This window comes from Candidatus Chloroploca sp. Khr17 (genome assembly GCF_004138165.1).
Lineage (GTDB): Bacteria > Chloroflexota > Chloroflexia > Chloroflexales > Chloroflexaceae > Chloroploca.
The window spans coordinates 21,548-36,776 of the sequence record NZ_RYFF01000050.1 but is presented as its reverse complement, the minus strand read 5'-3'; the positions used below and the strand labels follow the sequence as shown (position 1 = coordinate 36,776).

Sequence of the window (15,229 nt, the reverse complement as noted above, 5' to 3'; positions counted from 1 at the left end):
GCATGTAGTGCAATTCGGGCTTGCACGGCCCGGCAACATTGAATCGCCGTGGCATGGGCTTCCTCCTGGTCGTGTGTGGGTCAAGTATACCATGTCCGACGAAGGCGTCGCTCGACCTACCTGCCTCGCAGGCAAGATTTCTGGTATGATAAGGCAATTGTTTGTGCCGAAAGGAGTTATACGCATGGCCGAGAATCGTCGGAGTAAACTGATTACTGAGGGGCCGCAGCGTTCGCCGAATCGTGCGATGCTGCGTGCGGTGGGGTTTGGTGATGAGGATTTTCAGAAGCCGATTGTGGGTATTTCGAATGCGCATAGTACGCTGACGCCGTGCAATGCGGCACTTGATCCACTGGCGCAGCGGGCCGTAGCGGCGATCAAGGCGGCTGGTGGGATGCCTCAGACCTTTGGCACGATTACGGTCAGCGACGGCATTTCGATGGGCACCGAGGGGATGAAGTTCTCACTCGTCAGCCGCGAGGTGATTGCCGATTCAATCGAGACGGTGGTCAATGCCCAGCGGATGGACGGGATCCTCGCGGTCGGTGGCTGTGATAAGAATATGCCTGGTGCGCTCATTGCGCTGGCCCGGCTCGATGTGCCAAGCATTTTTGTCTATGGCGGGACGATCAAGCCTGGTCATCATGATGGTCGCGATTTGACGATTGTCAGTGCCTTCGAGGCCGTTGGTCAGTATAGCGCTGGCACGATTGATGGCAATGAGTTGCTTGAAGTCGAGCGTCGCGCCTGCCCAGGGGCGGGGTCGTGTGGCGGGATGTATACCGCCAATACGATGTCTTCGGCGATCGAGGCCCTCGGCTTGAGCCTGCCCGGATCGTCGACGATGGCTGCTGAGGATGCTGAGAAAGCCGAAAGTGCTGCTCGCTCGGGCGAGGTGCTGGTTGAGGCGATCAGGGCTGGCCGTACCGCGCGCCAGATCTTGACCCGCGAGGCCTTCGAGAATGCGATTGTGGTCGTGATGGCGTTGGGTGGTTCGACCAATGCGGTGTTGCACCTGCTGGCGATTGCCCATGCCGCCGAGGTGCCGCTGACGATTGATGATTTTGAGGCGATCCGCACCAAGGTGCCGGTGCTCTGCGATCTCAAGCCGTCGGGCCACTATGTGGCGACCGATCTCCACCAGGTTGGCGGCGTGCCGCAGGTGATGAAGATGTTGCTCAAGGCCGGTTTGCTGCACGGCGATGCCCTGACCATTACGGGTCAGACCATTGCCGAAACGCTGGCCGATGTGCCGGATGCGCCGCCCGAGGGCCAGGATGTCATTCGCCCGTGGGATGCGCCGCTCTATGCCCAAGGCCATCTGGCGATTCTGCGGGGCAATCTGGCGGAAGAGGGCTGTGTTGCCAAGATTACGGGGATCAAGCAGCGTCAAATCACCGGGCCAGCCCGGGTCTTTGATGCGGAAGAGCAGTGTCTGGAGGCGATCCTTGCGGGCAAGATTGTCGCCGGTGATGTGCTGGTGATCCGTTATGAAGGTCCCAAGGGTGGCCCGGGGATGCGCGAGATGCTTGCCCCGACCTCGGCCATTATCGGGGCCGGCCTCGGTGATGCGGTTGGCCTGATTACCGATGGGCGCTTCTCGGGCGGCACCTATGGCCTCGTGGTCGGCCATGTCGCCCCCGAGGCGGCTGTCGGTGGCACGATTGCCCTTGTCCACGAGGGCGATAGCATTACGATTGATGCTGATACGCTGTTGCTGCAACTCAATGTTGCTGACGACGAGCTCGCCCGTCGGCGTGCGGCCTGGCAACCCCCAGCCTCACGTTATCCCCGTGGTGTGCTTGCCAAGTATGCGCGCCTCGTCTCGTCGGCGAGCCTCGGGGCCGTGACCGATTTGTGAGCGAAGCGGCGACGGGGCTAGTACCAGTACCTTGCAAAGAAGGCGGCTCTTTTGACGCAAAGGCGCAAAGGCGCAAAGGTTGTCGCGTAGTTGAGCGAACCCTTCGCGCCTTCGCGCCTTCGCGTGAGCTTCTTTGCATAGTATCGCCCGGCACCCCTTCCAGGATGCCTCGAACAAGGAAGGGCGTCAGCCCTGAAGAAACAATGAAACCTGAAACTTTTCGTACCTATGGGCATGCCCTCGTCGATTGGATTGCGCACTACCGTGAGCGCTTGCCCGAGTTGTCGGTCTGGTCGCATGTCTCTCCAGGGGCGATCCGTGCGCAGTTGCCCCTGGAGCCACCCGAGGAACCTGAGTCGTTCGAGGCGGTGCTTGCCGATCTCGAGCAGATCATCCTCCCCGGTCTTTCCCATTGGCAGCATCCGCGGTTCTTTGGCTATTTTCCGGCGAATGCCGCGCTTGCGTCGGTGCTCGGTGATATGGTGAGTACGGGCCTTGGTCAGTTGGGCCTCAATTGGCAGTCGAGCCCGGCGCTGACCGAGCTCGAAGAGCAGATGACCGAGTGGATGCGTCGGTTGCTTGGGCTCGGTGATGGATGGCGCGGCGTGATTCAGGATACCGCCAGTACGTCGACGCTGGTGGCGTTGATCTGCGCTCGTGAACGGATGACAAGTCACGGGGCGACCCGGGGTGGTCTGCAGGCCGAAGAATTGCCCTTGACGGTCTATTGCTCGGGCCAGAGCCATAGCTCGGTCGAGAAGGCGGCGCTGCTCGCTGGCTTTGGGCGCGACAACTTGCGTGCCATCGCGACTGATGCGGCGCATGCGCTGCGCCCCGAGGCGCTGCGCGAGGCGATTCAGCGTGATCTCGCCGAGGGCCGTCGCCCCTGCGCCGTCGTGGCGACGATCGGTTCCACGGCAACCACGGCGGTTGATCCGCTCGAAGCCATCGTTGCGATCTGTCGTGAGCATGGCCTCTGGCTGCATGTTGACGCGGCGATGGCCGGTTCGGCGATGATCTTGCCCGAGTGTCGCTGGATGTGGCAGGGCGTCGAACAGGCCGATAGCCTCGTGCTCAATCCGCACAAATGGCTGGGCGTCGCTTTTGACTGCTCGCTCTACTATGTGCGCGATCCGCAACATCTGATCCAGGTGATGTCAACGAATCCCAGTTATCTGCAAACCTCAGCCGATGGCATCGTGACCAACTATCGCGACTGGGGCTTGCCGCTGGGGCGGCGCTTCCGTGCGTTGAAACTTTGGTTCCTGTTGCGGCTGGAGGGAGCCGAAGCGCTGCGGGCGCGGCTCCGGCGGGATCTTGCGTTGGCGCAGTGGCTGGCCGCACAGATCGACGCGACCGAGGGCTGGGTGCGCCTCAATCCGGTGCATCTTCAGACAGTCTGTGTGCGGCACGAGCCACCTGGGCTCGCCGATGATGCCCTTGATCGCCACACCCTCGACTGGATCGGGCGGCTTAATGCCTCGGGGGTAGCCTATCTGACCCCGGCCGTGCTGGATGGACGCTGGATGGCGCGTATCAGCATCGGGGCCGAACTGACGACCCACGAAGATGTGGCGCATCTGTGGCAGGCGATGTGTGCTGAAATAAGCATGTAGGATTGACGCAAAGGCGCTGAGGCGCAAAGTTGAGTATGGAGATCCATCAAACCTTCGCGCCCCTGCGCCTTTGCGTCAAATCAGCAGGAAATGTTAGATATGGATCGCCGCGCCGTGGACGAGGGCGTGCGCCGCTTCGCCGATCGCTTCGTAGAGCGTCGGGTGGGCGTGGATCGTCTGGAGCATGCTCTCGCCGGTGGCTTCGTGGGTCAGGGCGAGGCCGCCTTCGCTGATCATTTCGGTGACGCGGGGGCCGATCATATGCACACCCAGGATCTCGTCGTACTGTTTGTCGGCGACGATCTTGATAAAGCCAAAGCGGTTCTGACCGAGCACCCGCGCTTTGCCGTTGGCCGAGAAGGGGAACTTGCCGACCTTGACCTCGTAGCCCTGCTCTTTTGCTTTCGCTTCGGTGAGGCCAACACTGGCGATCTCGGGGCTGCAATAGGTGCAGGCCGCGATCTTGCCATAGTCAATGGGCGTGACGTGCAGCCCGGCGAGATGCTCGATCGCAAGAATGCCTTCGGCGCTGGCTTTGTGCGCTAGCCAGGGCGTGGCGGCCACACAATCACCTACCGCATAGATGCCGTCGGCAGCGCGCATGTAGCCATCGGTCGTAATAAAACCGCGTTGATCAAGCGTCACACCCGCTGCTTCGAGGCCAATGTCCTTGGTGTTGGGCAGAATGCCAATCGCCACCAGCAACTTCTCGACCGTGATCGCGGTGGTTTTGCCATCGGTGCCCGTGACGTTGACCACGATGTGCTCGCCGCTTGTATCAATGCCCTCGACCCTGGCCCCGGCCATGGTTTTGATGCCCCGGCGTTGGAAGGCTTTGACGAGTTCCGCCGAAACCTCTTCGTCTTCGTTGGGCACAATGCGTGGCAACGCCTCGACGACCGTCACCTCGGCCCCGAACGCCCGGTACATCGACGCAAACTCGATCCCGATGGCCCCAGCGCCAATTGACATAAAGCTTTGCGGAACCGCAGGCAACTGCAGCGCGTCAGTTGACGAGAGCACCCTGGTATGGTCAAAGGGAACCCCGGGGAAGGGGCGGGGCTGCGCACCGGTAGCCACCAGAATATGTTTAGCCTGAAGGGTACGTTCGCCGCCGGCATTGAGCTTGACATGCACCTGACCGCGCCCAGTGAGCGTAGCCCAGCCGTTGACGACCTCGATCTTATTTTTCTTCATCAAAAAATTGACGCCATCGCTGCTTGCCTTGACGACCGCATTTTTATGCTTCATGGCCCCGGCCAGATCGAAGCTCACCCCTTCGACCATAACGCCGAAGCGCTTACCCTCTTTCACTTCATCAAGCAGATCGGCACTGTGGAGCAACGCCTTGGTCGGAATACAACCGACATTCAGACAGACACCCCCCATTGGCCCGGCCTCGACAATGGCCGTCCGCATACCAAGTTGCCCTGCGCGCACAGCGGCGACATACCCGCCCGGTCCGGAACCCACAATCACCACATCGTACACAGCTTCACTCACGATATGGACCTTTCTACCCTCACTTGCGCATTTCTGTGCAGCTTTGCACAAACCACTGCTATTGTAGCACACGGCGTGTGCCTAGTGCCGATACGTTCGCTGTTGACGCAAAGGCTAGGGCGATGGCATCTTCCGTGTATGCACCCCGCCAGGGCACCCCTACACCGGATCCGGCCCGGTAGGGGCACCCCTGGCGGGTGCCCCCGTTGTTGGCGGGTGCCCTGGTCTTTTTGTATCCGGTTTCGTATGATGCAATTGCCCTACCCCACGGCTGCGTTGCCCTTGCGGGCATACTTAAGGAGTGATATACTAAATGTTGTTGATTATCTAGAGGGTCGAGGAATAGTCAGGATAGCCCATGACCCAGGTCCATCGTGAGCAGCATGCGGAAGGTGAACGGACGCCCTTTGATGAGATTGAGCGCTCGCTTATGCAGATCAGTTGGCTGGCCCAGCGCCAGTTTATGCAGTTGCTCGATGACGAGCGCTTTCGGTTGACGGTACCGCAGTTTTATACGTTACTCCACCTTGAACCGCTTACCGAGGCCTGCAAGATGTCTGATCTTGCCGAGGCGACGCATCAGTCGGCTGCTTCGTTGACCGGGGTCGTTGACCGGCTTGATGAAAAACAGTTAATTGAACGGGTGCGCGATGCCAAAGATCGCCGCCAGGTGATGGTGGCAGTGACTACCTATGGCCGTGAGCTTGTCGCAGAGATCAAGCAGGCCCGTCGTGAACAGATGCAAATGGCGCTCGCTCACCTTGCTGAAACTGAAATTGAGGCGTTGATGTTATTGCTTGATCGAGTTTTGGCGGGTATGGCGCGTACCCTCGAACGGGCTGAGGGTGGTCGTCTCGCATGAAACGCTCACTTCCGGTTTCGCGTCGCGCTACCGACGCTCGCCCGGCTGATGCGCCACGCCAGCGTTGGCGTCAGCGGTTTGCCTTGGCTCCGCTATCGGGCGTAAGCTGGCGGCGTTTACTGGGCTATGTCGCTCCTTACCGTTGGTGGATGGTTCTTGCCCTCGTGGCAATGCTCATTGCTACGAGCGTTAGCCTCATTTTGCCGCTTGCTGTTGGTCAATTGATCAATGCGATTGTCGCCGATGGCTTTGCGTTTAACCTGAATCAGGTTGCCATCTTGTTGGTGGTTGTCGTGCTGGTGCAGTCCTTTTTTACGCTGATCCAGAGCTACACGCTGTCGTTTGTGGGTGAACGGGTGGTGAGCGATCTGCGCATCCAGACCTATACCCATTTGCAGAGTCTGTCGCTCGGGTTTTTCAATGGCCGTCGTACTGGCGAACTGACGAGCCGGGTGACGAATGATGTCACCCTGATCCAGACGACCGTGACGACAAATCTGGCGACCCTGCTTGGGTCGATTATCCAGTTTGTTGGGGCGTTGATCCTGATGCTCATGGTCTCGTGGCAACTGACGGGGCTGGCGTTGCTGCTGGTGCCTGCGATTACGGTGTTGGCGATCTTCTTTGGCCGTAAGCTCCGGCGCCTCTCGACATCGGTGCAGGATCGCCTCGCGGATGCGTCGAGCGTGCTGGAAGAGACGGTCGTGGGGGTGCGGGTGGTGAAGTCGTTTGCCCGCGAACCGTATGAGATTGGGCGCTTTACCGAGGCGATCGAGACGACCTTTCAGACCGCAATGCGCCGTGCGCGGGTACGCGCAGTCTTTGAACCGTTGATTGGCTTTGCGGCCTGGGGCACCCTGGTGCTGGTGCTCTGGTCTGGTGGGCAGTTGGTGCTAGAGGGAAATTTGTTGCCGGGCGATCTGGTGACGTTTCTGCTCTATGCCGGGGCGATCAGCGGCACGCTGGCCTCATTCTCGGGTCTCTTTAGCCAGCTTCAACAGGCACTTGGGGCTGTTGCCCGCGTCTTTGAATTGCTCGATACCCCGCCCGAGATAACTGACCAACCGGATGCCGTGGTGCTGGCGACGCTTGCTGGCCGTGTGACCTTTGATGTCGTTACCTTTGCCTATCCGAGTGACACTGCGTCTGAGGACGCGGAAGCCCCGCCCCCTACGGCCCCGGCGGTGCTGAAAGCCTTTAGTCTGGATGTGCGTCCTGGCGAAGTGGTGGCCCTGGTTGGCCCGAGTGGGGCTGGCAAGAGCACCATCGCGAGTCTGGTGCCTCGCTTTTATGATGTGCAACAGGGGAGCGTGCGGATTGATGGCTATGATATCCGTGAGGTGACCCTAGAGAGTTTACGTGCGCAGATCGGTATTGTGCCACAGGAGACACAGCTTTTTAATGGCACAATTGCCGAGAATATTCGGTATGGGCGGCTTGACGCGAGCCAGGAGGACCTGGAGGCGGCTGCACGGGCGGCAAATGCTCATGAGTTTATTGAGCAATTGCCTCAGGGGTATGCCACTCCAGTTGGGGAACGCGGGGTGAAGCTCTCGGGTGGGCAGCGCCAGCGTGTAGCGATTGCCCGGGCGATCCTCAAAGATCCGCGCATTCTCATTCTTGATGAAGCAACGAGCGCCCTTGATAGTGCGAGCGAGCGTCTCGTGCAAGAAGCCCTTGAGCGCTTGATGCACGGGCGAACGAGCCTGATCATTGCCCATCGTCTCAGTACAATTAAACGTGCCGACCGCATTGCGGTGATTGTCGCCGGTGAGCTTGTCGAACTAGGCAGCCATGCCGAACTCGTGGCTCAGGGCGGGCTCTATGCCCGACTGTATGCCCTTCAGTTTCGCCCCGAAGACCAGGAATTATTACCGTTGCTCGCTGAATTGACCTAAAAGTGAGGAGAATTGATGTCTACCAACAAACGTCGTGCTTCCGTTGAGCCCACTACGATCCCTGAAGAGGCGCTTCCTGGCATATTGCAACCAGATGAGCCGCTGCTCGAAGGGCGAGATCTGCCTCTGGTTGTGCTGGGTGAAATGGTCATCATGCCCCATATGACGATCCCGCTGCAGGTTCCCCCTGGCAAATCGTACCGGGCGATGGAGCAGGCCTGGCAAGAGGATCACCACGAGGTGCTGCTGATCTTTGTCCGTGAATATGAGCTTGATGGCTATAAGAGTTCAAATCCGCAAAAATTGCCGCCGATCGGGGTGATTGCGCGGCTCGATGAGTTTGCCAAGTTGCAAGACGGCACGGCGCGTGTGATCCTCGAGGGGTTGCACCGTGCTCAGATCCAGGGGGCGCTTCAGGTCACACCCTTTTACCGGGTGCGCTGTATCCCTGCCTTTGACCCCGAAACGGGAGGCATGGAAGTTCACGCGCTGATGGATACGGTCAAGCAGCAGGTTGATGAATTTGTTGATCACCTTGGCGAGGTACCGCAAGAGGCGGTGCAGTTTGTGCATCGCATTGAACGGGCGGGGCATCTGGCCGACATTGTGACCTGGGGACCGGCCTTTGATTTCAAAGACCGCCTCGAGGTTCTGAATACGCTCGATCCGCTCGAACGCTTGCGCAAAGCCCACTTTGTGCTGGCCCGCCAGCTCGAGTTGCTCAAGCTGCGTGCGAAGATCCAGCAGGACACCAAAGAGGTGCTCGACCAGAGCCAGCGCGAATATTTTCTGCGTGAGCAGATGCGCGTTATTCGGCGTGAACTCGGTGAAGACGATGATAGCGATGATCCCATTGATGAGTTGCGCCGCAAGATCAATGAGATGGAGGCCCCTGAGTACGTGAAGAGTCAGGCGCTTCATGAGGTGAAGCGGCTGGCGCAACAGGGCATGAATAGCCCCGAAGCCGGGGTGATCCGGACGTACCTTGACTGGTTGACGAATTTGCCATGGGGCGAAGAGCCGCACGGTGAGATTAGCATTCTCGAGGCGCAGAAGGTGCTTGATGAGGATCACTATGGCCTCGAAAAGGTCAAAGAGCGGATCCTTGAGTATTTGGCCGTGCGCAAGCTCGCTGGCAACAAGATGCGTAGCCCGATCCTCTGTTTTGTTGGCCCTCCCGGGGTCGGCAAAACGAGCCTCGGGCGCAGCATTGCACGGGCGCTTGATCGCCAGTTTATCCGCACGAGCCTTGGTGGTGTGCGCGATGAGGCCGAGATCCGTGGGCATCGCCGTACCTACATTGGGGCGATGCCGGGCCGCATTATCCAGGGCATTAAATCGGTCAAGTCGAACAGCCCGGTCTATGTACTCGACGAAGTGGATAAGGTTGGCACCGATTTCCGTGGCGATCCCACGTCAGCGTTGCTCGAGGTGCTTGACCCTGAGCAGAATAGTACGTTTTCGGATCACTATCTTGAAATACCTTTTGATCTGAGCAAAGTCATCTTCATTGCAACGGCCAACCAACTTGAGCCGATCCCTGGCCCGTTGCGTGATCGGATGGAGATTATTGAGATCGGGGGGTACACCGAAGACGAGAAACTCGAAATTGCGCGGGGCTTTCTTATTCCCAAGCAGCGCGAGTTTCACGGTCTCGAAGCCGAACAACTGACGATCAGCAGCGACGCGGTCATCAAGCTCATCCGCGAGTATACCCGCGAAGCCGGGGTGCGTAACCTTGAACGCGAAATCGCCAGTCTCTGCCGCAAAGTTGCCCGCAAGGTCGCTGCCGCCAGCGAGCCTGGGACAGAAGGCGGGCCAACATCTTTTGCTATCGACGAGGGTGATGTTGCCACCTATCTTGGCCCCGAGCGTTTCACCTTCGGGCTTGCCGAAGAGCGGGACGAAATTGGGGTCGCAACGGGCGTCGCCTGGACAACCGCCGGCGGCGATATCCTCAGCATCGAGGTGTTGCCGGTCAAAGGCAAAGGCGGCTTGCAACTGACCGGGCAACTCGGCGATGTGATGAAAGAGAGTGCGCAGGCCGCGGTAAGCTATGTGCGTTACCGTGCGACCGAGCTTGGCATCGATCCAAACTACTTTGAAGAGCACAATATTCACATCCATATTCCCGAGGGAGCCGTACCTAAAGATGGACCTTCGGCGGGGATCACCCTGACCACCGCGCTGATCAGCGCAATGACGGGCAAACCCGTCCGCCGTGACGTCGCGATGACCGGCGAAGTTACCTTGCGGGGCAAAGTCCTGGGCATTGGGGGCTTGAAAGAAAAGACCCTCGCGGCGCATCGGGCTGGCATTCGCACCTTCATTCTGCCCAAAGAGAATGCCAAAGACATCATTGACCTACCGGCAAAAGTACGGAACGACCTGACCCTGATCCCGGTTTCGTCAATGGATGAGGTGTTGAAAATTGCGCTGACTGCTGTTGCCAGCGACGTGCCAGTCGTGGCGGTGCCTGTTGCGTAAGAAGTTTAGGCAATACAGTTCCTGGTAGCGCCGCCGACCACGAAGAACACGCACGAATATACGAATATGGGCGTTGTGACGTACGTATTCGTTTCTTCATGGCCCCATGCGTGGTCGGCGAACGACCTCAGAAAACGTACGTTCCAGACTAGTAAGTAGTGTGTAAGGTACGTTTTATGATCCTTCGCGCCCTGGGAGTGCGGGCGTTCCGCCCGCTTCGGGAGCAACAGCGGGCGGGACGCCCGTGCTCCTAGGGAGGTGGCGGCGAAGCCGCCACCAAACCGTCTTTAGCATAAATAAAAAAAGGAAACCCCCATGGAAAATAAAATCACCCTGATCACAGGGGCCAGTTCTGGCATTGGTCGGGTGACGGCCCGCGAACTGGCCCGGATGGGCGCGACGGTTGTGTTGCTCGGACGGAATCGTGAGCGCACCGAGGCTGCCCGCGATGCGATCATTGCGGAGACCGGCAATGAGAAGGTTGACTTCATCCTTGCCGATTTTGCGTCGCTTGAGGCGGTGCGTGCTGCCGCTGATGAGTTCAAGCGCCGGCATCAGCGCCTTGATGTGCTGGTCAATAATGCCGGGCTCTACCTTGACGAGCGCCAGGTCAGCGTTGATGGTTACGAAATGACCTTTGCGGTCAACCATTTGGCGACCTTTTTGTTGACCGACCTGCTGCTCGAAACGCTCAAGGCGAGCGCCCCTTCGCGGATTGTGACGGTCTCGTCGGGAGCGCATATGGGAGGCGGTGTTCGCTTCGATGACCCGCGGGCGATGCGTGGCTACAACGGCTTCCGCGCCTACGCCGACTCGAAACTTGCCAATATTCTCTTTACCTACGAGCTTGCCCGCCGACTCGAAGGGACTGGCGTCACGGCCAACTGTCTGCACCCCGGGGCCGTCAACTCGAACTTTGCCGCCGAGACCAAAGGGCTCTTTGGTGTCTTCTTCAACCTGGGGCGCATCTTTATGCTGAGCCCTGAACAGGGTGCCGACACCTCGATCTTCCTTGCCTCATCATCCGAGATCGAGGGCGTCACCGGCAAATATTTTGCCAAACGCACCGCGCAGACGAGCTCGCTCGCCTCGTATGACCGTGGCGCGCAGACGCGCCTCTGGGAACTGAGCGAAGAACTCGTGCGCAACGATACGCCGATTATGCTCTGAGTAGTCTGGGAATGAAGTTTCCCGGTAGCACCGCCGACCACGAATACCCATCACGAAGAAACGAATAGGGGCTGGATCTCCATCCGCCGCTTTGCGCCTTTGCGTCTTTCCTGATACCATAGGTTTGGCTTAAAGGCTTCGATGTCTGATCCAAGGGAACCCGTATGAAGTGGCTCCGCTACTTGACAATCTTCGTTCCGGTGGCTTTTTTGTTAGAGTTTGTCCCGGCGCTCAAGAATGACCTGCTGCTGTTTGTCGTCTGTTGTCTCGGTCTGGTGCCGTTAGCTGGTTTTCTTGGTGAAGCAACCGAAGAATTGTCTGTCCATACTGGCCCAAAGGTGGGTGGCTTGCTCAATGCCACGCTTGGCAATGCGGCCGAGTTGATCATTGCGATTGTAGCGCTCTCACAGGGCAAGTTAGAACTGGTCAAGGCCTCGATTACCGGATCAATTCTGGGCAATCTGCTGCTCATCCTGGGTCTCAGTTTGCTGCTGGGGGGGCTACGGAATGGCATCCAGCGCTTTGATCGCCAGGCGGCGGGGGTCGCTGCCTCGATGATGACCCTTGCCGTGATTGGCTTGATCGTCCCGACGATGTTTGAGGTTGTGCGTGAAGTGCAGTTTGGGACGCTTGACCTGCTCAGCACCGCCGTCGATGACCCGGCCCTCAATAACCTCAGCCTCGGCGTGGCTGCGATCCTGATTGCGCTCTATATGCTCAATCTTCTATTCACGTTTCGCCAACCTGAACGCGGCATGGGGGGGCATGCGGGGGTAGATGCAAAACTCGATAATGGCGAGCACCACGTTGCACGCTGGAGTGTTCGTACTGCAGTAGGTGTGCTTGCGATCAGTACCCTGGGCATTGTTTTTCTGAGTGAGTTTCTGGTTGGTGCAGTCGAGCCTTTTGCTGAGGCGCTGGGCTTGAGCGAATTTTTTATCGGCATTATCATTATTCCCATTGTGGGCAATGTGGCCGAGCATATTGTCGCTGTCCAGATGGCAATCAAGAACAAGATGGATCTTGCCATCACGATTGCGATGGGTTCGTCGATGCAGGTCGCCTTGCTCGTGGGGCCACTGCTCGTCTTTGTCAGTTTGCTCTTTGGGCCTGAACTCACGCTCTTCTTTACGGTGATAGAGGTCGTAGCGCTGGCATTGTCGGTGCTTATTGCAACCATCATCTCGGTGGATGGCGAAAGTAACTGGCTTGAGGGGGCGCAACTCCTGGCGGTGTATGCGATTATTGCGCTGGGTTTCTTCTATTTGCTCGCGAATGTGCCCGAAGCCGAGACGCTCCGAATGCTTTTGCCAGGAATGGGCTAATCTTGCAACTATCTCGCTTGCCCGTCGTCATATGGGCAAGTGAAGAACAGTGACCTTCGTTGAGTGGAGGTCAGTGCAAGCAAGGAGAGCAGTGATGGAAAATCGTCTGGTACGCAGTTCAAGCAACCGTATGCTTGGTGGGGTGTGTGGCGGTCTGGCCCGGTATTTCAATATTGATGCCACGATTGTGCGTCTGGTCTTTGTGCTCGCCGTGCTGAGCGGCCTCAGCCCATTGCTCTATCTCATCCTCTGGATTGTGATGCCCGAGGAGGCCCGCGTGCAGAACACGCTTCAGCCGCCGGTTGATCCGACGGGCGAATGGCAGTACGACCCCTACACCGGCCAGCCAGTCAAAAAGCAGTAAGTTAGCAGCAATGCTGACGACACACAAAAAAGCCAGCGACGCTGGCTTTTTTGTGTGTCGTCAGCATGTTACAGAATATACCCTTTTTTGCGAGCGATCTCCTCTTTGTGTTTGCGGAAGAGAATATCGCGTTCAGTGCCTTTGATTTCGCGGCTATAGGTGGCGAGCACCTTCTCTACCTCAGCGTCAAGCTCATCTTCGCGGCGCAGATCTTCGACAATGAAATCAAAGATTGCCTTCACGCGGGCGGCGCGTCCGACGCCAGTTTTGGCCCCGGCTGACTCGCGGTAGGCAAGCAAGTTGCCCTGGGCCAGTTCGTCATGTAAACGCTCGGCAATCCGGCGCACCTTATCCTCTGATAAGCGCATCGCTCCTCCTTCTTGCTTGTGTCCGGGTGACCTGACACGCGAGCATTATACCATTTCGTGTGTACATTGTCTGGATCGTGTATACTCTGTGGGCAAAACCAGCTATTCCTGGTTTTTGCCCACAGAGTGTGTAAGATCCGGGGACGGCGGCCCGAACCAAGGAGACAAGAGCTTGCAGCAATTGAGTCGTGACCGTGTGCAGGTGCTCAGTGAGTTGGTAGACCGTGCGCGGGCGAGTGTAGCGCGGGTGATGGTGGGCAAAGAGGAACTGATTGATCGCTTGCTCGTCGCGATGCTTTGTGAAGGCCATGTGTTGCTGGAAGATGTGCCTGGTACGGGCAAGACGACGCTGGCGCGTGCGCTGGCCGCTTCGCTTGGTTGCACGTTTCAGCGCATTCAGTGTACCCCGGATGTGTTGCCTTCGGATATGACCGGGCTTGCGTTTTTCAATCAGAAGATCGGGGCGTTTCAGTTTCGCGAGGGGCCGCTTTTTGCGCAGGTTGTGTTGACCGACGAGATTAATCGGGCGACGCCGCGTACCCAGAGTGCGCTGCTCGAGGCGATGCAAGAGCGGACGGTGACAGTTGATGGGGCAACCCGCCCGTTGCCGCGCCCGTTCCTTGTGCTGGCGACCCAGAATCCGGTTGAACTCGAGGGGACGTTCCCACTGCCCGAGGCGCAACTCGACCGCTTTTTGCTCAAGCTTGAGCCAGGCTATCCGAGCCTTGAGGAGGAAGAAGCGATCCTGGTGCGCTTTGAACGAGGCAATCCGCTGAACGACCTGACCCCGGTGCTCACTGCAGCGGAGGTTCTGCAGATGCAGGCGGATGTGCGCATGGTTGCGGTGACGTCAGAGGTGCGGCGCTATATGGTCGAACTGGTACGCGCCACCCGCACCCACCCCGAGATCGAACTCGGGGCCAGTCCTCGTGGTTCGCTGGCGCTCTATCAGACGGCCCAGGCGTATGCGGCGCTACGTGGACGCACCTTCGTCTTGCCCGACGACATCAAAGTTATGGCTCCGGCGGTGCTTGGTCATCGGTTGATGCTGACCGCTGAAACACGCCTGCGCCGCCGCAAGAGCAGTGCTTTGATCGCCGAGATCCTTGCCCAGATCCCGGTGCCGGTAGAATAATCCTAGAAAGTCACCCGAGGATACAATGCCGTATTCAGTATCATCACCTGGCCGTAAGACGTTGTTCCAGAACTTTTGCATCATCCTGCTTGCGCTCAGGGGATGGCGGGCTGAGGTTGCCGCACCGTTGCCAAAGCAGTGTGTGATCATCGGTGCTCCGCATACGACATGGTTCGATCTGATCCTGACCTTGCTTTTGATGGGGGCCACAGGGGTTCGGTTTCGCTGGATCTCGAAAGCTGAACTCTTTCGCCCACCGCTCGGGTGGCTGTTGCGTGCGCTGGGGGGGATGCCAGTTCTGCGTGGGGCACGGGCCAATTTTGTTGCGCAGATCGTGGAGAAATTTGCCCAGTACCCAGACCTGCGGATCGCGATTGTGCCCGAAGGGACGCGCCGGTATATTGATCATTGGAAGACTGGCTTTTACTACATTGCGACCGGGGCCGGGGTTCCTGTTGTGCTCGGGTATGCTGATTATGCCAAGCGTCGGGTTGGCCTTGGCCCGATCTATATGCCGGCGGGCGATATTGACGCTGATTTCGAACGCTACCGCGCCTTTTATGCGCAGATCACGGGTGCGATACCAGCACGGCAGGGCGAGATACGGCGAACGAGCGAGTAGGGGGCTTGAACGTCCTGC

The 15,229-nt window shown here is 58.5% G+C and carries 12 protein-coding genes; 10 read left to right on the top strand and 2 right to left on the bottom strand.

The genetic code is table 11. From position 1 onward, the window contains the following. Nucleotides 1-184 precede the first annotated feature (184 nt). Together ilvD and EKD05_RS20820 are read left to right on the top strand one after the other, a co-directional pair. Complete coding sequence (gene ilvD / locus EKD05_RS20825; protein ID WP_129676750.1) at nucleotides 185-1,861, top strand: dihydroxy-acid dehydratase; 1,677 nt, start codon at nucleotides 185-187, stop codon at nucleotides 1,859-1,861. A gap of 203 nt (nucleotides 1,862-2,064) precedes the next feature. Then, a complete protein-coding gene (locus tag EKD05_RS20820; protein WP_129676748.1) occupies nucleotides 2,065-3,477 on the top strand; it encodes a pyridoxal-dependent decarboxylase in 1,413 nt (470 codons plus the stop codon). A 93-nt stretch (nucleotides 3,478-3,570) separates the two neighbouring features. On the opposite strand, the gene lpdA is transcribed toward EKD05_RS20820, so the two are convergent. Then, nucleotides 3,571-4,980, bottom strand: coding sequence for a dihydrolipoyl dehydrogenase (gene lpdA, locus EKD05_RS20815; protein WP_129676745.1), 1,410 nt, complete (start codon nucleotides 4,978-4,980; stop codon nucleotides 3,571-3,573). Between the two features lie 358 nt (nucleotides 4,981-5,338). Here lpdA and EKD05_RS20810 point away from each other — a divergent pair, with 358 nt between their 5' ends. From EKD05_RS20810 to EKD05_RS20785, 6 genes are all read left to right on the top strand, one after another. Then, nucleotides 5,339-5,842, top strand: coding sequence for a MarR family winged helix-turn-helix transcriptional regulator (locus EKD05_RS20810; protein ID WP_129676743.1), 504 nt, complete (start codon nucleotides 5,339-5,341; stop codon nucleotides 5,840-5,842). Then, nucleotides 5,839-7,740: an ABC transporter ATP-binding protein gene (locus EKD05_RS20805; protein WP_129676741.1), complete on the top strand. Its 1,902-nt coding sequence runs from the start codon at nucleotides 5,839-5,841 to the stop codon at nucleotides 7,738-7,740. The genes EKD05_RS20810 and EKD05_RS20805 overlap by 4 nt, the downstream gene beginning before the upstream one ends. Before the next feature lie 15 nt (nucleotides 7,741-7,755). After that, nucleotides 7,756-10,227: an endopeptidase La gene (gene lon / locus EKD05_RS20800; RefSeq protein WP_129676739.1), complete on the top strand. Its 2,472-nt coding sequence runs from the start codon at nucleotides 7,756-7,758 to the stop codon at nucleotides 10,225-10,227. Nucleotides 10,228-10,542: 315 nt separating this feature from the next. After that, a complete protein-coding gene (locus tag EKD05_RS20795; RefSeq protein ID WP_129676737.1) occupies nucleotides 10,543-11,397 on the top strand; it encodes an SDR family oxidoreductase in 855 nt (284 codons plus the stop codon). Between the two features lie 164 nt (nucleotides 11,398-11,561). Beyond that, on the top strand, nucleotides 11,562-12,722 hold the full coding sequence (cax, locus tag EKD05_RS20790) for a calcium/proton exchanger (RefSeq protein WP_129676734.1): 1,161 nt from the start codon (nucleotides 11,562-11,564) through the stop codon (nucleotides 12,720-12,722). 94 nt (nucleotides 12,723-12,816) lie between these two features. Next, nucleotides 12,817-13,086, top strand: coding sequence for a PspC domain-containing protein (locus EKD05_RS20785; protein WP_205704016.1), 270 nt, complete (start codon nucleotides 12,817-12,819; stop codon nucleotides 13,084-13,086). Between the two features lie 68 nt (nucleotides 13,087-13,154). On the opposite strand, the gene EKD05_RS20780 is transcribed toward EKD05_RS20785, so the two are convergent. Then, on the bottom strand, nucleotides 13,155-13,454 hold the full coding sequence (locus EKD05_RS20780) for a DUF507 family protein (RefSeq protein WP_129676729.1): 300 nt from the start codon (nucleotides 13,452-13,454) through the stop codon (nucleotides 13,155-13,157). Between the two features lie 172 nt (nucleotides 13,455-13,626). Between EKD05_RS20780 and EKD05_RS20775 the strand changes: the two genes are divergently transcribed. Then, nucleotides 13,627-14,589 carry an AAA family ATPase gene (locus EKD05_RS20775; RefSeq protein WP_370374926.1) on the top strand — a complete coding sequence of 321 codons (963 nt, stop codon included), beginning with the start codon at nucleotides 13,627-13,629 and terminating at the stop codon, nucleotides 14,587-14,589. A gap of 25 nt (nucleotides 14,590-14,614) precedes the next feature. Continuing rightward, entirely contained in the window at nucleotides 14,615-15,211 is a 597-nt protein-coding gene (locus tag EKD05_RS20770) for a 1-acyl-sn-glycerol-3-phosphate acyltransferase (protein ID WP_129676727.1), read from the top strand. The last annotated feature ends 18 nt before the right edge of the window (nucleotides 15,212-15,229 follow it).